At 72.3% G+C, this 20,728-nt stretch carries 23 protein-coding genes and 1 pseudogene; 6 read left to right on the top strand and 18 right to left on the bottom strand.

Annotated features, from left to right (window positions below; genetic code table 11):
- The coding region (locus ABZY91_RS36825; protein WP_355407941.1) for a hypothetical protein at positions 1-182 on the bottom strand (182 nt) is incomplete at its 3' end.
- Positions 183-712: 530 nt separating this feature from the next.
- Positions 713-1,165 (bottom strand): hypothetical protein, encoded by a 453-nt coding sequence (locus ABZY91_RS36820; protein WP_355407945.1) that lies wholly within the window; start codon positions 1,163-1,165, stop codon positions 713-715.
- Between ABZY91_RS36820 and ABZY91_RS36815 the strand changes: the two genes are divergently transcribed.
- A complete protein-coding gene (locus ABZY91_RS36815) occupies positions 1,065-1,403 on the top strand; it encodes an NUDIX hydrolase (protein WP_355407943.1) in 339 nt (112 codons plus the stop codon). The genes ABZY91_RS36820 and ABZY91_RS36815 overlap by 101 nt on opposite strands.
- A gap of 15 nt (positions 1,404-1,418) precedes the next feature.
- Positions 1,419-1,625, top strand: a complete 207-nt coding sequence (locus tag ABZY91_RS36810) for a hypothetical protein (RefSeq protein ID WP_355407939.1) — start codon at positions 1,419-1,421, stop codon at positions 1,623-1,625.
- 95 nt (positions 1,626-1,720) lie between these two features.
- Here the strand turns inward: ABZY91_RS36810 and ABZY91_RS36805 are convergent, their stop codons facing one another.
- The 4 genes from ABZY91_RS36805 to ABZY91_RS36790 form a co-directional block, all read right to left on the bottom strand.
- On the bottom strand, positions 1,721-2,716 hold the full coding sequence (locus tag ABZY91_RS36805) for an SWIM zinc finger family protein (RefSeq protein ID WP_355407937.1): 996 nt from the start codon (positions 2,714-2,716) through the stop codon (positions 1,721-1,723).
- Positions 2,713-5,511: a DEAD/DEAH box helicase gene (locus tag ABZY91_RS36800; RefSeq protein ID WP_355407935.1), complete on the bottom strand. Its 2,799-nt coding sequence runs from the start codon at positions 5,509-5,511 to the stop codon at positions 2,713-2,715. Before ABZY91_RS36800 ends, ABZY91_RS36805 begins: the two co-directional genes overlap by 4 nt.
- Before the next feature lie 316 nt (positions 5,512-5,827).
- Positions 5,828-6,310: a hypothetical protein gene (locus tag ABZY91_RS36795; RefSeq protein ID WP_355407933.1), complete on the bottom strand. Its 483-nt coding sequence runs from the start codon at positions 6,308-6,310 to the stop codon at positions 5,828-5,830.
- 52 nt (positions 6,311-6,362) lie between these two features.
- On the bottom strand, positions 6,363-6,635 hold the full coding sequence (locus ABZY91_RS36790; protein WP_355407931.1) for a hypothetical protein: 273 nt from the start codon (positions 6,633-6,635) through the stop codon (positions 6,363-6,365).
- 159 nt (positions 6,636-6,794) lie between these two features.
- Between ABZY91_RS36790 and ABZY91_RS36785 the strand changes: the two genes are divergently transcribed.
- From ABZY91_RS36785 to ABZY91_RS36770, 4 genes are all read left to right on the top strand, one after another.
- Positions 6,795-7,736, top strand: coding sequence for an endonuclease domain-containing protein (locus tag ABZY91_RS36785; RefSeq protein WP_355407929.1), 942 nt, complete (start codon positions 6,795-6,797; stop codon positions 7,734-7,736).
- Positions 7,737-8,398: 662 nt separating this feature from the next.
- Positions 8,399-9,004: a sigma-70 family RNA polymerase sigma factor gene (locus tag ABZY91_RS36780; RefSeq protein WP_355407927.1), complete on the top strand. Its 606-nt coding sequence runs from the start codon at positions 8,399-8,401 to the stop codon at positions 9,002-9,004.
- 5 nt (positions 9,005-9,009) lie between these two features.
- Positions 9,010-9,729: a hypothetical protein gene (locus ABZY91_RS36775; RefSeq protein ID WP_355407925.1), complete on the top strand. Its 720-nt coding sequence runs from the start codon at positions 9,010-9,012 to the stop codon at positions 9,727-9,729.
- 84 nt (positions 9,730-9,813) lie between these two features.
- Positions 9,814-9,975, top strand: coding sequence for a hypothetical protein (locus tag ABZY91_RS36770; RefSeq protein WP_355407923.1), 162 nt, complete (start codon positions 9,814-9,816; stop codon positions 9,973-9,975).
- On the opposite strand, the pseudogene ABZY91_RS36765 reads toward ABZY91_RS36770, so the two are convergent.
- The 12 genes and pseudogenes from ABZY91_RS36765 to ABZY91_RS36710 all read right to left on the bottom strand — a co-directional run.
- Positions 9,967-10,488, bottom strand: a pseudogene (locus tag ABZY91_RS36765) (transposase family protein); the annotation flags it as partial. The gene ABZY91_RS36770 and the pseudogene ABZY91_RS36765 overlap by 9 nt on opposite strands.
- Positions 10,489-10,524: 36 nt before the next feature.
- Positions 10,525-11,148 (bottom strand): hypothetical protein, encoded by a 624-nt coding sequence (locus ABZY91_RS36760; protein WP_355407921.1) that lies wholly within the window; start codon positions 11,146-11,148, stop codon positions 10,525-10,527.
- A 465-nt stretch (positions 11,149-11,613) separates the two neighbouring features.
- On the bottom strand, positions 11,614-12,027 hold the full coding sequence (locus ABZY91_RS36755; protein ID WP_355407919.1) for a hypothetical protein: 414 nt from the start codon (positions 12,025-12,027) through the stop codon (positions 11,614-11,616).
- Between the two features lie 43 nt (positions 12,028-12,070).
- The gene (locus tag ABZY91_RS36750; RefSeq protein ID WP_355407917.1) at positions 12,071-12,346 is read right to left on the bottom strand and encodes a hypothetical protein; all 276 of its coding nucleotides are present in this window, start codon (positions 12,344-12,346) and stop codon (positions 12,071-12,073) included.
- A gap of 115 nt (positions 12,347-12,461) precedes the next feature.
- The gene (locus ABZY91_RS36745; protein WP_355407915.1) at positions 12,462-13,187 is read right to left on the bottom strand and encodes a hypothetical protein; all 726 of its coding nucleotides are present in this window, start codon (positions 13,185-13,187) and stop codon (positions 12,462-12,464) included.
- 491 nt (positions 13,188-13,678) lie between these two features.
- Positions 13,679-14,641, bottom strand: a complete 963-nt coding sequence (locus ABZY91_RS36740; protein WP_355407913.1) for a hypothetical protein — start codon at positions 14,639-14,641, stop codon at positions 13,679-13,681.
- A 37-nt stretch (positions 14,642-14,678) separates the two neighbouring features.
- A complete protein-coding gene (locus tag ABZY91_RS36735) occupies positions 14,679-14,939 on the bottom strand; it encodes a hypothetical protein (RefSeq protein ID WP_355407911.1) in 261 nt (86 codons plus the stop codon).
- 284 nt (positions 14,940-15,223) lie between these two features.
- Positions 15,224-17,161, bottom strand: a complete 1,938-nt coding sequence (locus ABZY91_RS36730) for a pentapeptide repeat-containing protein (RefSeq protein ID WP_355407909.1) — start codon at positions 17,159-17,161, stop codon at positions 15,224-15,226.
- Between the two features lie 417 nt (positions 17,162-17,578).
- A complete protein-coding gene (locus tag ABZY91_RS36725; RefSeq protein WP_355407907.1) occupies positions 17,579-18,250 on the bottom strand; it encodes a hypothetical protein in 672 nt (223 codons plus the stop codon).
- A complete protein-coding gene (locus tag ABZY91_RS36720; protein WP_355407905.1) occupies positions 18,247-18,936 on the bottom strand; it encodes a hypothetical protein in 690 nt (229 codons plus the stop codon). Before ABZY91_RS36720 ends, ABZY91_RS36725 begins: the two co-directional genes overlap by 4 nt.
- Before the next feature lie 16 nt (positions 18,937-18,952).
- Entirely contained in the window at positions 18,953-19,720 is a 768-nt protein-coding gene (locus ABZY91_RS36715) for a hypothetical protein (protein ID WP_355407903.1), read from the bottom strand.
- Positions 19,717-20,728, bottom strand: a 1,012-nt coding sequence (locus ABZY91_RS36710) for a hypothetical protein (protein WP_355407901.1), incomplete at its 5' end; no start/stop codon positions are given. The genes ABZY91_RS36710 and ABZY91_RS36715, both read right to left, overlap by 4 nt.

Raw genomic sequence — 20,728 nt, 5'->3', positions numbered from 1 at the left:
GGTTCGGGCTCCACCACGGCGGTGCCGTCCCACCGTGGCCCGGGGACGTACAGCGCGTCCAGCTTGTTGCGCAGGCTCCGCTCGTCGTCCTCGCCGGCGCGCACCGGGTCACTCCACACGCTGCCGACCGGGTCGACGACGGTGACCAGGCCGTGCTGCAGCAGGTGCCCGAGCCGGACCATCCACCACTTGCTGTTCGCCCGGCGGCGGCTGGTCGACGCGGCCCGGGCTCAGGAAGTAGTGCCGGGCGTGCCGCACCACCTCGTACGGGCGGTGCGGCCAGCGCACAGGTTCCGGCCGGGGCGGTGCTCGGGCTCACGGCCGACTGGCAGGCGGCCGCGATGGGCCTGGCCTGCGTCGGGTGCCGCACCGACCTGCGCCCCGTGCCGCCGACGGCTACCGGCGCGTGTACCGGGCACCCGGCAGCGGCCAAGTGGCCTTTCGGTCTGCTGTGCCGCACCTGCCACCCTGTGACGGGTCAGTCGGCCGCCCAGGCGCTCCAGGTCTCCGCCGTGGTGAAGACGTCCGCCGGGATTCCGGCGCGCTCCCAGGCCCCGGGGTAGACCTCGGCGTAGCGGCGGCCGTAGGCCGCGGCGAGGGCGGGCGGGTAGAGCAGCCACAGCGCCGGGACCGCGTGGAGCTCCAGCGTGCCGTACGACTCGCCGGGGTGGGTGAGGTCGCCGTGCAGGATGCCCTTGGCGTGCAGGCCGGCCTAGATCCGGGCGACCTGCTTCGAAACACCGTGCCCGGCGCCATCGCCGCACACCGCGTTCGGCGTCAGCCGCCGGGGCAGGGCGGCGGCCTCGACCCAGGCGTACAGGCCCGGCAGGTTCAGGACCCGCCACAGGTGCAGGCGGTGGGTGCCGTCCATGTGTGAAGTGTGCAGCGGACCGGCGGGCCCGTCCAGGCGCCGAAGCTGGACAGGCGCGGAGCCGATCATGGCCTCCCGCAGCAGTGCGGGGACGACGCCGCAGGCCAGCCACTCGCGGATCGCGTTCGGGATCCAGATCAAGCCGGCCCGCTCCCCGTCCCGGGCGATCGTCCCCCACGCCACCGGGTCGGCGGTGCGCACCACCGACTTCGGGTCGACCCAGGTGTACCCGCCCGCCAGCACGTGCGCCTCCTCCTCCAGGCCGTCCGGATCGGGCACTGCGTTCGCGGCCACAGTCCCGCACCACATCACCTCCGCCGGCGTCCTCCTCGCCGACGACCAGGGCCGCATCCTCATGCTGCGCCAGGCCCACGGCTACCCCGGACGCCCCGCCTGGTGGCAGATCCCCGACGGCCTGAGCGACCCCGACGAGACCCCGCCCGCCACCGTACTCCGCGAGCTCCGCGAGGAAGCCGGAATCCATCACCACCAGCTGCGCGCACTTGCCGTCGACTACCGCACCCTCGATTAGGACGGCTGGGGCCCCGTGGTCGACTTCACCTTCACCACCGACCCCGTGCCCGCCGGCCGCCCGGTTCGGCTCAGCGCCGAACACGACACCTTCGCCTGTCGCACCGCGCAGGAGTGGCTGCCGTACCTCCAGCCCCTGCAGCGGAACTGGTTCGAGTCGGTCACCGCCGTCCCTCGATCGGGCGTCTCGGCCTTCCTCCTGGACGGTCGGCCGATGGCCTGACGCCGACCCCATCTGCATGGCCGCAGCGTTCCGCTCGTTCTGCCGGACCTGATCGCCCACCTCGGTCCCCCGTGCGACCTAGCCGATCGGCGGGGTCAGCCCTGGAACGTCGGCTGGGCGGAGAGCCGGTGCTGCGTCTGCCGAGCCACCGGGTCAGCGGCCTCGTCGGACCGGGGACGGCCAATGGCAGCCCGGTGAACGGGTCCGGCCTCGGCGAGAAGGCCGTCGAGCATCGCGCTGGCCCGCTTGGTCGTGCGCAGCGCCAGCAGGGTGAGGGCGTCCATGTCGATGCCCGGCATCGGGGTGAGGGATACAGTCGCGCCAGCGGTCCCGGTCGCCGGCGGGGACGGCAGCGGCGGCCGGGTGGAGGGGTGGCGCCGGGCGTAAGCGTCGTCGGCCGACACCTCGGGCAGTGCGACAGGGGCACCGGGCCGGAAGCTCCGTGTGAGGCTGTGGTGGTCGGGATCGGCGACGCCGGCCAGGAAGTCCGCGGCGGCCCGGCCGCGTAGAAGAAGCAGCGCGAGCGGATCGGTGTCCAGCACCCGGGCCACCTGGAGAACCAGGGCGACCGCGTGCTTGCACGGCCCGCTGCGTGAGCCGCAGTCACAGTTGACGTGCAGGTCGCGCGGAGTCGGCAGCAACGGCAGGTCATGGCGCTGGGCTTCGGCGAGCAGCCGCTCGGTGATCCCGGCGCCGTCCAGCTGCGCCCAGCGCGCCGGGACGGCGCGGGCGATATGGGTCAGCTCCCTCCAGGCCGTGTCCGGCATGGCGGGGATGGCCACCGAGACGCGGGTCGCAAGGCTCCTATAGGACCAGTGCGAGGTGTCGTCGTCCTCGGACAGGGAGCAGCTGACGATCGTGGCCTTGTTGGTGATGTTCGGGTGGTGCCGGGAGAGGCCGAAGGTCAGATCAGTGATCCGGATGCTCCGGGCGTAGGAGCGTGCGCGGGCGATCCGGCCTCGGGTCTTCTGGTCGGAGGCCAGGGCGTCGATCCAGGCCAGGCCGATCGGGGTGACGGCGTCCGTCTTGCCGTCGGGTGCGGTGGCCGGGGGATAGGCCCGGTGGTAGGAGGCGGGGCCGGCGATGTTCACGGGCGCCTCAGCCGGACGAGGTCGGCCAGCTGCTGGTCGGTCAGCTCACTGAGCCCGGCATCTCCGCCGGACAGGACGAGGTCGGCCAGGCGGCGTTTGTCGGAGAGTACCTTCATGACGTTGTCCTCCATCGTGCCGGCGGCGATCGGCCGATGAACCTGCACCGCCTGGGTCTGGCCGATCCGGTAGGCGCGGTCCGCGGCCTGGTCCATCACGGCAGGGTTGTACCACTGGTCGAGCTGGACGACGTGTCCGGCCCGGGTGAGGGTCAGGCCGGTCCCGGCGGCGCGCAGCGACAGCAGGAACACCGGGAACTCTCCGGCCTGGAACCGGTCGACCATCCGGGTGCGCTGGCGGGCCGTCAGCTGGCCGTGCAACAGCTCGTGACCGATGCCGCGGGTGCCCAGGTGATCGGACAGCAGCCGGACCATGCCCACGTACTGGCTGAACACGAGAACGGCCTGGCCCTCGGGGATGATCACGTCCAGGAGCTCGTCGAGCAGCGTGACCTTGCCGGACCGCTCGGCGAAGGAGCGGCCGGCCGGGTTGTCCTCGTCCTGGAGGTACAGGGCGGGGTGCAGGCAGATCTGCCGCAGCGCCGTCAGCAGCTTGAAGACCAGACCCTTGCGGGCGATGCCCTCGCTGGAGGCGATCAGCGCCAGGTGCTCGCGGACGACGGCCTCGTAGAGGGCGGCCTGCTCCGTCGTCAGGTCGACCTGCCGGTCGGTTTCGATTTTCGGCGGAAGTTCCGGAGCGATTGCCGGGTCGGACTTGAGGCGGCGAAGGATGAATGGCCCGGTCAGGTTCCGCAGCCGGGCCGCGGCCGCCTGGTCTCCCTCGGCCTCGATCGGCCGGGCGTAGCGGGTGCGGAAGTCGGCGTCGGAGCCGAGCAGGCCGGGTACGGCGTAGTCGATGATTGACTTGAGGTCGGCGAGCTTGTTCTCCACCGGGGTTCCGGTCAGCGCGACCCTGGCCTGTGCGGGGATCGCTCGGACGGCCTTGGCGATGGAGGTGTGCGGGTTCTTGGCGTGCTGGGCCTCGTCCAGGACAGCCAGGGACCATCGGCGGGCGGTCAGCTGATCCAGGCGGCGGTGCAGAGTGGTGTAGGTGGTCAGCACGACCGCGTCGCCGGGCAGGTCGTCGGGGAGGCTCTCGGGGCCGTGGACCCGGTGGACCGGGACGTGAGGGGCGAAGCGGGCCAGCTCGCCGGCCCACGAACCCAGCAGGGTGGCGGGGCAGACGATCAGCGCCGGTCCGGCCGTGTCAGGCTGCTCCTGCCGGGACAGGTGCAGCGCGATGACCTGCAGTGTCTTCCCCAGGCCCATGTCGTCGGCGAGCACACACCCCAGGCCGACCGAGGTCAGCTGCTGCAGCCACGCCAGGCCCACCTCCTGGTACGGGCGCAGCGTGGCGTTCAGCGTCGCGGGTACGGCGGCCGGGCGCTCGCGGGCACCGGCCACCGCTTGGCGCAGGGCGGCGAGTCGGCCGCTCACCGGCGCGAGGTCGACCACCTCGCCGTCGGGTCCGTCGATCGTCCCGGTGATCGCGGCGGCCAGGCCCTGGATACCGGTCAGGTCGCCGATGCGGCGCCGGCGGAGCTTGGCGACCAGCGCGGAGTCGACCCGCACCCACTGGTCGCGCAGCCGCACGAAGGGCCGCCGGGCCTCAGCCAGCCGGTTCATCTCCGCCTGGCTGAGCTCCCTGCCGCCCAGGGCGATGCGCCACCTGAACTCCAGCAGCTTCTCCTGGCCCAGCAACTGGCCGGCCAGCGCCGAGCCCGGGCTCTTCGCCGACACCTGGGCGCGCACCGTGAGCGCCCGGACCACGTCGCGCGGCAGCAGGACGTCGCAGCCCGCGTCCGCGAGGTCGCCCGCGCTTTGGCCGAGCAGGTCGTCCACCTCCTCGGGGGACAGGTCCAGAGCCGGGAGGCCGGGGAAGTCCAGGAACTCCTTCATCGGCGCCCACGCGTCGGCGGCGGCATGCAGCGCGACGTCGGCGTGCACCCGGACCGGGTCGAGTCCCGGATCTCCGTCCTCGGCCCACAGCCGCGCCGGGCTCAGCAGGGCTTCGTCGATGCCGGTGCGGCGCACCTGCAGCAAGGCGCGGACACCGGACGGTCCGTCCTCGTCGATCTCCACGAGCAGCGAGATCCGGGCCAGCGGGACCGGGGCGGGGGTCTCGCGCAGGGCCAGCTGCGGTACGTGCTGAACCGGAAGGGCCGTGAACACCGGCGTGCCGGCCCGCTCGGGGCCTTCGGGCGTACGGGCGACGGTGTCCGCGACCGCGTCCAGGTAGGCCTGGAGCAGGAACGCGGGCTCGGGCAGCATCGGCCGCCCGCCGTACAGCGCCTGAAAGGGGATCGCGTGCGCGGTCGGCGGCATCGAGCGCGCGAACGCGGCCAGTTGCGCCCGCTCCTGGTCGGTCTGCGGCACGCACCGCCAGGTGTCGAAGCCCGCCTCGGTCACGTCCACGTCCAGCCGGCCCCGCGAGATCAGCTCCAGGGCGAACAGTGAGACGCCGCCCCAGAATCGGCAGGCCTCGTCGCCGGTTCCCCGGATCCGGGCCCGGCTGAGCAGCGGCAGGGCCAAGTCGACCGGCACCGACCAGCACGGGACCCGCGAGCTGCGCACGCCGTTGGCCTGGTGACGCACCACCGCCGTCTCCTGCCCGGCGTATTCCTCGAAGCCCTCCGGCGGTTCATCGGGGAAGGCCACCGTCACGTTCGGCCGCCAGAACCGCATCCTGCCGTTGCGCGGCGGGTCCGCCGGCTCGAAGGCGGCCGGCAAGACCGTCAAGTCCGTGCTGCTCACCGCTCTTCTCGCTTTCTGCGCCGGGGACGACGCCATGGTGTCCTGGCCGCTCGACGACGGGCCCGGGGAACGGGAGGTTCACTCCATCGGGTGAATTCGAGACGGGTTCGCCGGAAGGGCCGCCCGCGAGGCCCGTGTCGGCGTCGGCGGGCCGGAGCCGTGGAAGCCCCCAGCCCGCCCGCCGCGGCCCGTTGCCGTCAACGCTAGTGCCTGGGACGGCGTGCCCTGTCCAGGGCCGGGGCCGGTGCGACGGCCCCGGACCCGGGCGCGGCTCTGGTCGGGTAGGACGTCCTTGCGCGGGTCAGCGGGCGGTACCGGGAAGTGCGGGACGGCCCAGGAAGTACCGGTCCCCGGTGAGCCGGGTGAAGCCGGGGTGCTCGCGCATTGCGGCCTTCAGCCGGGTCGCGGGGACACGGGCGCCGCTGGCCGCCAGCGCGTCCCGCAACTGCCCGGGGGTCAGGGCGGTCCGGACGCGGGCGAGGTGGCGGGCGGCGAGCTGCTCGGTGGTCGCCTCACCGGCGGCCTTCACGAGCACGAGACGGTCGCGGGTGAGGGCGTGGTCCTCGCTGGCCGCGGCGAACCGCTCCAGCGGGGCCCCGGTCGTCTCCCGGAGGGAGACCGCGTCGGTTCGCCATCGGGCGCTGTCCAGCAGGCCCTGGTGGCGGCAGACCAGAACGGCCAAGGCGACCACGGCGCCCGCGAGGACCGGGTGGCGCGCCGCGGCACGCCCCGCCCAGGCCGCCGTCTGCCAGGCGAGGCGGGCGGCGACTTCGGCAACGCGCACCGAATCCGCTCAACCCGCGACGGCGGCCTGCTTCAGTGGTGGGTGCGAGCTGTCAGGCGTCGAAGGGATCCCGCAAGTTCGGAAGCTCGGCGCCGCAGTCCCAGCAGCCGGCCGTGTCCGGTAGCGTCTCGTACGGCTGACCGGAGATCCCGGTCGATCCGTCGATCCGGGCACCGCCGCATCGCGGGCACCGGCGCGGCTCGAACGATCGCTCACGACGGGCACAGTCGTGGGTGCGGTGGCCGTTGGGCTTGTCACGCCGAACGGTGTCGGCCGAGCCGCAGGCAGGGAAGTGGACCCGGTCCTTGGCGATGGTGTCGTTCATCGCCTACTCCTCTGAACACCTGTGGGTGCGCCCACTAACGAGCGTAGGAGAACGCCCCGGACAGCGGCACGCGGCGTGTCGTCGCGGCCGAACGGATGACGTTCTGTCGGCCGGGCCTGCGACCGTGGCCGGAGGAAGATCCCTGTCCTGGAGACACGTATGGACTACCGGAAGATGTCGCCCGAGGCAAAGGCCACGTTCTTGGCGGAACGGCCCGGCTGCGAGTTGTGCGAGAGGCCGTCGGCGCAGGTCGATCATGATCACGTCTCGTGGGAGGTGCGTGGTGCGTTGTGCCGGCGGTGCAACTCCCGGCTCGGGTCGCTGGAAGCGGCGCTGCGCCTGCCTGCGGGGTTGTTCCAGAGCCTGGCCGGGGATCTGCAGCGGGCGCTGTGGCGCAGCGGGATGGTGGAGCTGGAGCGGTACGGGGAAGACTTCGCCTATCTCGGTCTGACGGTCGGGGAGTTCGCCGGTCGGTTGCGGGCGGTGCACGAGCAGCTGGTTCTGCCGTACGTGTACTGGGCGCCGGTGACGGAGGATCCGACGATCAGGACGAGGACGTGGACGAAGATCGGGCCGCTGTGCGACGACGCGGAGGCGGAGCGGCACCGGGCACGCCTTGTGGCCGGATCTGTGCAGCTCTGGGTGTGGGTGACGCGCGAACCCGATGACGGGGTCAACAGCCCCGCGCCCCGCGCCCTGGTGGTGGCCGCCGATTCCACCGAGGGAGCCCGGGAGCTCCACCAGCAGTTGCGCGGTCCCGTCGACATGAGCCGTCACGAGACCAGGGATCGCGACTTTGCCGAGCTGGTGGTGCCGGTGCTGATGAGCCGGCCCCTGACCGCGGAGCAGTTCCGTGGCGCGCACTGGCGCGACGACAAGCAGGTGCCGGCGACAGACCAGGAGCTGCGGGAGCTGTTGCTGCGGTACGGCTACATGGCCGGCTGGCTGGACCTGGCAGTGCGGATCGTGCTGAAGGACCTCGCCGGGGACGTGCCGAACCGGAGCTGGGTGGTGTTCTCCCGGGCCCGGTGGCACTGGATCGCGCTGTTGGAGCACTGGCGTGATCGGCGGGAGGCCATCGGCCTGACGCCGGAGGGCTGAGCAAGGCCGGTGACGGCGGCGAGGGGCGCGCGCACCGCGGGAACCTGAGCGCAGCCGTGCCTGGCAGGAAGCCCTGCTCGCCGCCGACCATGCAATCGCCCGCCGGCCGGCGCGCCCAGGGGTGGTCGGGTGTCCGTGGTATTTCGTCACCGTTACACGGTGACGGAACCCGAAGGGTTGCCGACTGTGGGGTGCTTCGCCGGGCCGGATCCGCCCGCACGGGTCCGGCCGCGGGCGCCTTGGTCGGGTTGTTCGAGCCGGTTCGGGGTTGTCTCCATAGTGTGAAGTCCGGGTGTGTTCTCCGGGCGGGTCCGTTGTCAGGAGTCGGGCGGATCGGCCCTGTTCTCGGGGGCCTGGGCGTTCTAAACCTCGGAATGTCACCCTCCGCAACTCTTTACCTTCGGGGCGTGAACGTTCGGGGTGTTCGAGGGTCATGATGCTGCGTGTCACCACGCTCCGGTCGCCGATGCCAACGGAGCGTCACATCCGGCTCCCGGCTCGTACGGAAGGACCCTCTGCGCCATGTGTTCCCCCGCCCTCTTCCCCGTCCCCGCCGGGACCGCCCGGCCGGGCCGTCCTGCTCCCGGCCCCGTGTTCGGGGCCGGCCGCTCCCCGCGTCCGCGCGGCAGTGTCCCCGACCTGGTGGGGGAGGCGGAGGCGTGATGAGCGAGCAGCCCTTCACCGACGCCGCCGGCACCGCCGCGGGGATCGACCTGCCGATAGCCTTCCGGGGCTTCCAGGAGCTTCACGGTCAGGCCTACTTCGACTACGCCTTCACCCTCCTCGGCGACCAGGAGCTCGCGCAGGAGCTGGTCGACGAGGTCTTCCTCGCGCTCGCCGACCGCTGGGAGCGGGTGCTGACCGATCCCAACCCGCACGCCTTCGCCTGGGCGGCCCTGCGCCGCACGGTCGAGGCCGAGCAGGCCCGGGACGAGGAACACCGCCTGCTGATCGAGCGGATCGTGTTCGCCGTCGTGGCGTACCGGGAGGAGGCGCAGGAGCTGATCGCCGACATCGACGCCGTCACCACCGACCTGGAGGTCGGCGTCTCGGTGGCGGCCGCGGTCCTGGAGCTGTCCGGCGCGAAGTTCGACGCCGTCGTCCTGCGCTACCTCAACCGCCTCAGCGTGGAGCGCACCGCCCTGGCGATGGGCATCGACGAGCGGACGGTGCGCTCCCTGACCTCCCAGGCCAAGGCCAGGCTCAGGGCCCGCCTCACCCCGCGCCGCCTGCTGCACCCCGGCCCCGCCACGCCCGACCAGGAGTGATCTCGATGACCTACGACATCGACCGCCTGCTGAAGAACGCCGGCCCCGCTCCCGGCGCCCGCCCCCGCTACGACCTGGAGGCCGGCCGCCGCTACGTCGCGGAGAAGCAGGCCGCCCGCCGGGCGGCCGCCCCGCCCCCCGGACGCGTGCCCGCGCCCGCGCCCGCCGCCGCCCCGGTCCTGGACGCGGGCCCGGGGGAACTGCTGGGGGCCGACGCCGGCCGGGACCTGAAGGCCCTGGCCAAGCTCGTGATCAACGAGCCGGGCGCCGACGAGCTGGTGAGCGCGCTGGTGACGCGCTGGGAGCCGCGCGGGGGCCTGGTCTTCGGCTGCCTCCTCGACCTCGCCGGCCTGCGGTTCGAGGCCCAGTGGTGGTGGCAGTTCGCCGCCGGCGACGGCGACCTGACAGCCGCCTACTGTCTCTACCTCCACCACATCCGCGCCGGCGAGCTCCGGGAGGCGGAGCACTGGTTCCACCAGGCGGCCCGCCTCGACGAGGGCGCCACCACCCCCCTGCGCCCCTCCCTGCCCGACATGCCCGGCTGGCCCCGCCTGGGCTCCCGCCTGGCCCCGCCGATGCGCGACACCACCGGCCTGCCCAGCCCCGATCACGCGCTGCGCGCGGCCATCGACGGCCTGCCCGGCGGTAGCGACGAGATGTGCGGGCCGTTCAGCCTGCCCACCGGCGACATCGCCCACCAGCTCCAGGAACTCGCCGCGCACTGACCCCCGGCCGGGCCCGCGCCACCCGCGCGGGCCCCGGGCCCAGCCCCGCCCTGCCCTGCCCTGACCCGCATCCGGGAGACCGCCATGCCCGTTCACGACCCCGCGACCCTCGCCCTGGCCACCACCGCGGCCGGCTACCTCGCCACCATCACCGCCATCGCGATCACCGCCCTCGCCGCCCCCACCCCCGCCCGCCGACGCGAGGCCCGCACCCTGCTCACCATCCTCCTCGGCCACAGACCGTGAACCGGCCTGGATCGCCGCGATGCGCGCGAGATCTGAGTCGTTGCGGTTACCGGCGAGCGGCTGGCCGACCACGACGATCAGGCGGGTGTCGGCGTCAATGACGACCTGGTGGTTGGTGGAGCACCGGTAGTTCTTCGAACGCTCGGTGATGGTGTGGTCGCGGGTGGGGACCATGGTGCCGTCCACAATGAGCACGGTGTCCTTGGCGAACCGCTTGCGGGGCTGGCGAGCGAGCATCGGCCCGAGATGGTCGATGATCTGGCCCGCCGCCGACTTCAACACCCCGAACACCGAAGCGAGTTGTCGCATCGTGAGGTTCATCCGTCAGTAGGCCGTGACCAATAGGGCTCGGTCCCTCCAACGGAAGGCTCCAAGGACGGCCCTTGCGAACCGCGGCCGCACCCTGGTGCCGCAGAACCGTTACCAGCTTCCCGAAGGTGCGAGGACTCAGCCCAGAGAACGGGGCTATCCGGGAAACACCGACGCCGTGATCACACCAGCCGTGCCAAGAATCTTTCCACGGGTGTGATCAGCGGGTTGGTCCACCTCTCAGCTGCCGCTCAGGTGAGAGGTCCACGCGGGGTCGTGTCGGGATCTCCTCGTAAGGTGGGCCAGCAGATGCTCCGCCGCGAGGGAGGAGGTGTCTTGCGGCGCGCCGATTGCAGTCAGGACGGCGATCAGCCTTGCCGATGCTCCTTCCGGCACGTCCAGGTCGGTGAGGAGGGGAAACAGCAGCAGGAAGCGGCTGGCTGCGTCCTGGACGCCTTCGTCCGCAAGGGACGGGCTGTCAGCGATCCGGATCAGCTCTTGCCATGTCAGCCCGGTGCCCGAGAACTCTCCGTCCCAGCTGGCGAGCTGCTCGACGTAGCCTCTGCCTGGATGGGTGAGGAGGTAGTCAGTGCCGTAATCGCCTTCCAGGTTGCGGTAGATCACCACGACTCCGGGGCCGTCCTCTGCTGGCATCCTGAACACTGGCCAGTGCTCAGGATCGAAGAGGACCTCGGACAGGCCATCGACATCAGCGCCGTCCTCACCGAACCACTCCGGAACCGGGCGCTCGGCACATCCCCCGGCGCTGCACATCGCCAAGAGGTAGTTCGACCAGAAGCCTGGGTGGAACAGCAATGGCTCGCCCGACGCCAACGGGCCGACGTCGTATCCCTTGATCAGCACCCCTGGATCCTGTCACCAGCCACCGACACGGTCCGACCCGGGATCGGCAAGGAGGCGCCGTCCAGTTACGGACAGCTCTCAGGTTGCGCGGATCACCCACCGTGAGCCTCGACCGCGCTCAGCCGCGAATACGGGACACCTGAGCATGCGAACTCACCCGTCAAGCCCTCGCGTGTGGCCTGCGGCTCTACCAGCCGTTTTTCGCCGGACGTCCCCGGAGATCGCGTATCGGCGGCAGGCGAGGATTTCAGCAGTGCCGATGGCGCTGGCGACCCGCGCGAGGATGTCCTCGGCCTGGCGGGCGGAGATGTAGGCGGCGACGGTCTCCAGAGCAAGGGCGCCGATCCGGTGCTGGGTCGCGTGGTTCCGGGAGACCAGGTCGCGGCCAGCGCTCACGTGGCGGCGCCAGGCATCGGCGGTGAAGCCGTCCGGGTGAGGCCAGTCTCCAGCTCGGCGGACGACATGTCAGGGGTGCGGCGTTCGGCGATCAGGTCGGTGAGCTCGCTGATCCGGCCCTTGAGGCCGACGGCTAAGGCCGAGGACCGCGCGCACCGGCAGGACCATGTCGGTGCTCTCCCACGTGTGGGACACCCCGAGCTCCGCGTGGACGGTGTCCTCGATCGCCTCGGCGACGGCTGCCAGGTCGAGCAGCCGGTACGAGGTCGAGCGGCCGATGCCGAACTCAGCGAGCGCGTACGCCGACCAGCTCGGGTGGCCCAGCGCGGTCCACACCCGGGCCCGGTGGGCGGCGCGGACCCGGCGGGCCAGGACCAGGAGCAGACCGACCCGGACGTCCTCGATCGCAGTGCGCAGTTGCTCGGTGAGTTCCCGGGCCCGTTTCTCGTCGACCGGGCCGGTCTGCCCCTGGTCCTCGTCCATGTCCGGACCGTTCCTGCGGCCCGCCGCAGGAACGGTGGCCGGGCTACAGGAATGGGCGGGCGAGGATGCGCAGCTGCTGTTCGGCGATGGCGCCCATGGGTCCGGCGGTGCCGAGGTGAGCCACGATGGTGTTCTCGAACAGGTCCAACATCGACTGTGCCTCGTGCACCGACTGCAGGGTGAACTCGGCTTGTTTGCGGGGGTCGCCGTCTAGCGCGATGCGGCCGCCGGCGATCGCCTTGTGGATGTCCTCGCTCGTGCGGATGTCCCGGCGGTACCTGGTGCGGAGGAAGTCGACCATCGACTGGGTGTCGTTCATCGCGTCATCGTGGCGCAACTGTCGCCGGAGCACACCCCTTGTGACAAGGGCGGTGCGGTTTGGTCTCCGCGTGCCGGTGCCGGTGGCCGTGAGACATCCGGCCCGTCCGGTCGGGCTACCGGCCGGGCGCGGCGTCCTCGATCGCGGCGACCAGGCGGGCGTGGACGGCGCCGGCGGCCTCGCGGGTGGCAGGGTCCGTGTCCTCCAGCTGCGGGGCAATGAGCTCGGCGGCTGCAGCGAGGATCGGCACGGGGATGGTCGCCGACCGCAGGTGGAGAAGCTGGGCGGCAGCCTTCTCGCCCGGGCTCGCCTCGGTGCGGGCGGTGGGGATCAGGGAGTTCAGGCCGCGCGGCTGAGTGCTGGTCACCCGCACCATTCTCCCGCGTGACCGGCCGTGGTGATTACCACGGCCGGTCGGCTGACACCCCGGTGGGCAGGATGCCGTGGTGGTGCCGGGCGACGGCCTCCAGCAGGTCTGGCGGGCCCGGTGCCAGCGCTGGTGCTGCGCCCGGCCTGCGTCGGCGACCCACTCGGGCAGCGGCCGGCCGAGCGTCGCTTTGGTGATGGCTGCGCCGAGCGTGTCGATCGCCCGCTCCCAGGCATCGAGCTGCCTGATCAGGCTGCGCACCGGCTGCTCGATGGCGAGCACCGGGGCCCGGTCGAACATGCAGGCCTCGGTGGCGGCCTCAGCGAGGACGTCCTCGTCGAAGCAGTCGAACGCTTCGTGCCATCCAGCGGCTGCTTCGCAGTGCGCGGCGAGGGCCGCACACAGAGGGGTGTCGATCGCGGGCGGCGACCGGGGCGGCGGGGTGCGGGGTGCGCGGACGGTGTCGGCGAGCACTCGGGCGGCGCCGGGCCCGGCGGGTGGGCAGAGTGGTTGTCACGTCGATCGCGGCTGCGTGGGGTCGATGGTGCCGTCGCGTTCGCGCCGCTTTCCTTACCTTCCGTCGAGTTTCCGGACATTTCCGGGGTCCAACATGCTGCGCAGGCAGCAGTGGAGGCCACTTCCCCAAGGTGCTCTCCACCGCGCGCATCGGCGTTGGTGCAGCGCTGGTGGAGGCCCGAGCAGAGGCGAGGACCAGCGGGAGGTGGCTGCCCGCGGGAGTGGAGGCCGGGTCGGTGTGGATGGCGGCGACCAGCTCGGCCGTGGCGCAGCCGGCGGGCCATGCGACTGCATTCCGGGCACCCGAGCGGGACCCGAGAGGGTGCACGGTGAACTGCTGTCCGTGCCCGGTCACAGCCCATGTCGTCCCGGGTCACGTCCAGCGGCCTCGCTGCGCGTGCACGGCGGTGAACGTCACCGCTCACTCTCTCCTCCGGAGGCCCTGGCCGCTATTCTCCCCGTTGCGGCCCCGCCCGACCGCGCAGGCCCCTCCAGACCGGCTGACGCATGACCCCGCGGTCCGTGAGTTCCAAGAACGCGACCTCGGCGGTCAGCTCCGGCCGCACGAACCGCAGCTCGGTGCCGAGAGGTAGCCCCAGGGAGCCGGTGAACGGCGACGCCGGCGCGGCAAGGCGACGCAGTACGACGGCCATGGCGCGGCGTTCGGCGTCCGCGAAGCCGACGCCGACCGATCCGGCGAACATGAGCCGGCCGTCGTGGGTCGGGACACCGGCCAGGACGGCCCGCACGGTGTCGCCCCCGGCGCCGGGCAGCCACCCGCCGATGGTGATGTCCATGGTCCGGGTGTGCTTGGACTTCACCCAGTCTCTGGACCTGGCGCCCGGCCGGTACAGCGAGCCGCCCCGCTTGGCCACCACCCCCTCAAGCCCGTGGTCAGCCGTCCAGGCGAAGGCGTCGCCGACCCGGTCCCAGACCGGCGGGACGCGCAGCCGCGGACCCGCCAGCCCCAGGCCTTCCAGCAGGCCCCGTCGGCGCTCGTAGGGCTCCTGCAGCAGCGAACGGGTGGTGTGTAGGACGTCGAACGCCACGAACACCGCGGGCGTCGCGGTCGCGCCCGCGCGCACCGAGACCGGGCGGGTGCGGTGAATGCGGCCCTGCAGCGCCGCGAACGAGGGGGTGCCGGCGCGCATCACCACCAGTTCGCCGTCCAGCAGCAGCGGCTCGCGGACCTGGGCCAGCTCCCCGGCCACCTCCGGAAACCGTTCCGTGAAGTCGGTCCCCCGGCGGCCGACCAGCCGCACCGCACCGTCCTCCACGAAGGCCAAACATCGGGCCCCGTCCCACTTGGCTTCCCCGAACCACCCCAGACCGTCGGGCAGCGGCCCGGCCACCGCCAGCATCGGTTCGACGAGCGGCAGCCGGATCACCTGGCCGGCCTCACGCAGTCCCATACCTCCAGGATGGGCCCACGCCCGCCGCAGCGCCCGGCTACGCCGCGTCGTCCGACTTCCGTGCGGCGTTCCGTACGTCCCGTTCCGCCTCGAACCTGTTTCCCCCGGCCGCCCGCCAGTACGGGTGGGCGTACAGCTCGCCTCCGACGGCCGTGAACGCCTCCTTCACCGCCGGATCCGTCGGGTCCGCCTGCCACGCGGCCTCGGCCACGAACCACCGCCGCTGGACCTCCACCGCCTCCTCGCGCAGCTTCTCGACGCTCTGGCCTGCAAACTCTCCCATGTTTTCGGTACTCATCGGGGCATCGTACGGTCGTGCACCACCGCAGTAGGGCAGCGCCCGCCGGCCAGCCCCGACGTGCCGCACCTCCCGCCGCCGCCAGCGACGCCCGACCCGACGCGGAGGGTGCCGCCGACCGGCCACCCCGCCAGTGGCCCCGCCCAGCGACCGAATCGCCGGACTCTCTGGTGGCCACCGACCCGCAACCCGAGTGCCTGCGAACCCGGTTTCCCTGTCGGCGAACACACGGTCTCCCGGTGCCTCAGCTCCGGCCGGCGGCCGCTGGTGATCGGCCCGGTAAGTCAGCGTTTGACGCGGCTACGGACTGCTAGAGCAGCGAGGCCGAGAAGCATGGGCTCACCGATCCGCGAGGCCATCTCGATCGCGGTGCCGGGCAGGGTGAGATTCTGGCCGCTGGAGCGGAAGACAACGGAGTTGACCACGACCACGGTGGCCTTCTCCGTGCGGGCGGCGGTGAGCCGCTTCCTCCAAGAGAGGGTGAGGACGGGGTCGGGGGCCCTGGTCGTCACGTTCACCGTGCCGGCGGTCCAGGTTCCGGTAGTACGCGGGTCGGGCGTCTCGTTCGGAAGCCCGAACAACACCATCAGCAGCAAGGTCACACCCATCGCCGCCAACAGCCAGCCCAACGCCCGGGACGCCCGCAGCCCGTACCCGGACGCCAGCCAGTACACCCACAACAGGCGCCGTTCCCCCCAAGGCCGCTGCGGATCGTGCCGCCGGGCCTCCATCTCGCCGTAGTAGAAGTCCGCCGCGTCGGGCTCGTTGCGCGCCTCCTCGAACGCCTTACGCAACTGCTGGTACACCCCCACCAAGTCGTCCGGTCCAGCCCCGCGCCCCGGCACCCGGTGGTGCGGGCCCGCCACCCACCCCTGGCCGGCCCGGCCGCCCGCTTGAGCACGCCAATGCTGCTCTTCGGCGAGGACCTTGCGCCGTGACCAGCGGGCTGGGAATGTGCCACGGCGGTGCCATCCGGCCGGGGGCTCCGCGAAGCGGCAGCCGAAGCCGATCTGGATCTGATCGAGGTGGAAGGCGCCGGTGAACTGGCAGCGGCCGAGGTCGACATCGGTCAGGACGACGTGGGCGGCGTCGACCCCTTCCAGAGAGAGCAGATGGACGTCGGGCGGGTGCGCGTGGAGGGGGCTCTCGTCGAGCTCGGTGCCGTCGGGCCGGGTATAAGGGACTGGCCAGGCCTGGACGGCGATTGGGGCGGCCAGGGCCGCCTGGCTCAGTTGGACGTTCGCGTAGCGCAGGCGCAGGGCCGCCGAGCCCTCGAATGTGGTTCGCTCGAACCTCACCGCCCAGGCGGCGGCCTCGATCGTGACCTGGCTGCCGGTCAGCCGGGCCCGGTCGAAGGAGACCCTGCCCGCGCAGACGAAGGGTCCGATGTGCTGCAGACCTTCGAAAGTCACCCCTGCGAAGTGCAGATCACCGGCGACGAAGGCCGACGCGAAGCGAAAGACATCGTGGAAGGTGGCCGAGCGGAAGACGGCGTGGTCGTTGAAGGTCGCCGATTCGAAGTCGGCGTAGGTGGTGAAGGTGGCCGATTCGAAGCTGGCGCGGTTGGTGAAGGTGGCGGAGTGGAAGCCGGCGTCGCCGTTGAAGGTTGCCGACCGGAAGACAGCGTCGCCGTTGAAGGCAGCCCATCGGAAGACGGCGTGGGTAATGGTGGCGGAGTGGAAGCCGGCGTCGCCGTTGAAGGTTGCCGACTGGAAGAGGGCGTAGGTGGCGAAGGTGGCTGACCGGAAGCCAGCGTGGCCGTTGAAGGTTGCCGATTGGAAGTCGGCGTAGGTGGTGAAGGTGGCTGACCGGAAGCCAGCGTGGCCGTTGAAGGTTGCCGATTCAAAGCCTGCGCGGCCGGTGAAGGTGGCTGATTCGAAGCCGGCGTCGCCGGCGAAGGTGGCCGAGCGGAAGCCGGCGTCGCCGGTGAAGGTGGCCGAGCGGAAGTCGGCGTCGCCGAGGTGTGGGCGTCCTGTGGCGGGGTCGGTGCTGGCGGCGAGGATACGGTCGAGCACGGTCGTGTCGATGGTGGTGCCGCGGAGGTCGAGGCTACTGCCTGTGGTGATGGAGCCGATGTAGGCGTCGCGGTCAGCCTGGGGCAGGTGGTTGAGGCACTTCCCGCCTGGTGCGATGCGTATGCCCCGACAGCCGACCTGATCGTCGGCGTCGGCGCCCTCCCCGCAGTGGGGCCAGGCGGGAGGGGCGGTGGAAGCGGTGGTCATGCTGAGGTTCTAACTGACTTGCAGCAACCGCGCTGGGCGGTGAGGGAGTTGTGACCGACACGGGACGAATCGCTGCTGCCTGGCCGAAAGGCGCGCGGGTCTGCAGATTCCGGGAGTGGTGGCCTGGTGAACCGCGCGTCTGTCGCTGCTGAGCGCTGAGTTGAGAACCGGGCTAATCAGGTAGCGGCTGGTATCCGACCTGCTGGAGGCCGAAGCGTCACGTCCGGCTGACGAGGTAGGCGTTCCAGTCCCGGCCTGCGCGGCGGGTCCACTGCAGGGCGCTTGAGAGGCTGATGCCGAGCAGCGAGCTGAGAACGGACGGGGGCAGAGCGGCGGCGAGAGTGACCAGGGCTGATGTCGATGACGTGACTGCTCGGTATGGTCGCCTGAGGCGGCTTCCTCTCATCGCGGGTGGGGCTATCGGGCGACGGAGCGCCGGCTCAGCCACCAGGTGGGTTCGGTGGTGATGCGGGTGAGGGCCTGGCCGAGGTCGGGGGCGCTCTGGTGGGTGTAGACGGTGGCGTGGTCGCGGGCGAGGCGGCCACCGAGCGTCGTTCGGGAGGCGTTGCCGGCGGTGGCAAGGGTCTGCACCACCTGGTGCAGACCGGCTTCGTGGACTTCGGCGGTCCAGGTTTGGGCCGCGCGGTGCGCGGTCAGGCAGGCCTGCACCCGGTCGGGGCCGGGGCGCTCCCACACGCTGGCGATGATCCTGCATACGGCGTGGTGCAGTGTGGCGGGGGAGGTGGGGGAGGCGGGGTGCAGCGTGCCGGGGCGGGTGCGGCGCTCGTCGTCTCGGGCGGCGAGCAGGGGGTGGCGGGCGAGCTGGATCTCCACCCAGTGGGCGACGAGCCAGCCGGCCAGGACGAGCGCGCCGTCAGGGTCGGCCCCGTCGCCGTCGGGCGCATTGCCGAGGGTGCGGGTGAGGGCGACGGCGGCCTCACCGATCTCGTTGGGGTCGCGGTCGGTGGCGTCGGTGTGGAACACCGCGGCGGACAGGACACTGGAGACACCGGGCCCGTAGAGGGGGTACTGGCGGGCGGCGGTGTCGAGCTTGGTCACGGGGGTGGTGTCGCGGGCGGTGGCGGTCACGGGGCTTCCTCGGTGCGGAACGGGGTGTGGACGGCGAGGACGGTCTGCAGGGCGGCACCGAGGCCGGCCGGGCCGCGGTCGGTGCGCAGGACGGGGTCCAGGGCGTAGGTGACGAGGTTGGTGTCGACCCGGTCGACCCGGTCGGCCGGGAGGTCGGCGTAGGTGGCGACGATGCGCAGGAGTCGGTGGAGTTGGCCGGTGCGCAGGTTCGGGGCGTGGTGGTCGATCGCCCGGCGCAGGCGCAGGGCGTTCTTGAGGTCCGGGCGGCGGATGGGCTCGTCGTGGGCGGCGGTGACGACGTCCTGGAGGGCGCCGGCGAGGTCGAGGGGCCCGCAGAGGGGGTGGACGCGGTGGTCGGCGCGCACCGTGTCCAGGAGACGCTGCGCGACGATCCGGGCGGCCAGGCGGCGGACGGCGAGAGCCCGGCCGGTCTGGCTGTCGGGGTTCGGCAGGGTGCGCAGCGGGGCGGTGGGGCCGAACACGAGGTCGTGGGTGCGGCGGGAGATGCGCTGTTCGCGGGTGTGGAGGTGGTCGTTGCCGGTGGTGTTTCTGATGGCGGCCGCGTGGACGGCCGCGCTGATCAGTGTGCCGGGGTTGTAGTGGCCGATGGTGATCGTGTCGGCGACGGCGATGATCGCGGCCAGCGGATCGGTGCGGTTGTCGTGGTCGGGCGTGGTGGTGGTCATGTCGTGTCTCCGGGGATCAGGTGGCGCCGACGCCGGCGTCGCGGAGGTCAGCTTCGGGGAAGTCGGCGGCGAGTGCCTCCCAGTCGGCGGCCGGTGCCGCGGCGCGGCGCCGGCGGCGCTGCGCCTCCCAGGGGAACCCGCTGCGCTTGAACAGGTCCACCTTGTAGGTGTGGGCATTCCGCCATACGTGGCGGGTGGTCCACGTCCCGTAGATCTCCTGTTCCAGGTCCCGCCAGGCCCGGACGTAGTGCTCGCTGCGGCCGGGGCCTGGCCGGCGGGCGAGGGCGCGGTGGGTGAGGGCGACAGTGTGCCCGTAGACGGCGGCCAGGTGGGTGGGGGCGGTGCCGGTGCGGGTGAGCATCTCCAGTGCGGGAGCCAGCAGGTGGTTGGGCGCCAGCGCGAGCAGTGGCAGGCTCCCGCGGAGGTCGGCGGCCGCGCGGATGCGCCCGTTCGTACCCTCGGAGCGGAGCATGTGGGCGGTGGAGACGGTCCGGATCCGGTGGGGGATCGTGTCGTCGGCGCCGGTCAGCTCCGCGACCGCGCGGGCCAGCAGGTGCGCGCTGATCTGGAACGTGACCGCCGGGAGGAGCCGGTCGCGGGCTCCCGCGCCGCTTGGCAGCGGGCTGGCCCGGCCGAGTTGCCAGCCGGTACGCGCCATGGAGTAGAGGGCCGAGTCTTCGCGCAGTGCGGTGACGGTGGTGCTGAACACGGTCGCCATCAGCAGGCTGTGGTCCTCGCGCACGAGAGCGGACCCGGTCAGCGGGCCCCAGTCCTTCAGGCTCACCGGACGACCGCCGTGTCCGGGGCGGCGAGCGGGGGCACGGTGGCGGTGGCGCGCAGGTGCAGGTACGCGGCGGCGATCTGGCGGTAGGCGTCGGCCATGGCGTCCTGGCAGCGGGCGTCGTGCTCTCCCCGGGTGTGCCGGTCGGGGTGCTCGCAGGCCGCCGCCAGACGGTTGAACTTGGAGATCTGCCCGGCGAGCCAGGCGTCGGCCGACAGGTGGGTGGCCGGGCCGCCCTGGCTGTCCTCCGCGGTGGCAAGCCGCTCCTGCTGCGCCGCGATGTAGGCCGCTTCAGCGGCGGTCAGTTCCTCGGGCAGGTCGCTGTCGCGGATCAGCTCCTCCAGCGCGTCGGCGTCGAGGCCGGGGTGCGCGGCGCGCACCGCGTCGTCGTGGGCGCGCAGTGCGGCCGTGTACGCCTCTTCCAGCGCCGCCTCCTCGAAGGAGGGCTCCGGGATGAGGGCGGCGGGGGCGAGGTTGCGGACGAACGCGGCGGCGGCGTACCGCCAGATGAGGGCGGCGGAGGCCTCCGGCGGCGCGAAGTCGTCGTCGCCGGGCCGGGCGGCGGGGACTGCTGCGGTGAGGGCGGCGGCGTGCGCGGTCAGCGCGAGGGCGGTGTCGTCCAGGACCTGGTAGACCTCGGGGGCGGTGAGGTCGGCGGCCACCGCGATGTGGCCGGGGCGCAGCCGGGCGGTGCGCGACAGGCCGATGCCGGTGGTCCGGTAGACGGCTTCCGGGGTGAGGCCGGCGGCGAGCGCGCCCAGGACGAGCGGTTCCACCTGATCGGCGGTCTCCTGCTGCGCGAGGAACCAGTCCTCCAGGGCGGCCCGGGCGTCGTCCGCGTCGCAGAAGTACCGGGCGGGCTGCTCCTGGACGTGGGGGGCGGCGTCGGGGGCGGGTCCGGCGGTGCGGCGCTTGAGCCACTTGTCGAACGCCTGCTGGCTGCCGTAGCCCAGTTCGCGGCCGGCGGCCGACTTGTTGCCGCCGTGGGCGGCGACCAGGGCGTGGGCGGCC

Source organism: Kitasatospora sp. NPDC002965 (assembly GCF_040611255.1).
Lineage (GTDB): Bacteria > Actinomycetota > Actinomycetes > Streptomycetales > Streptomycetaceae > Kitasatospora.
The sequence above is the reverse complement of the archived record's forward strand: the minus strand, read 5'-3'. Positions and strand labels throughout refer to the sequence as shown.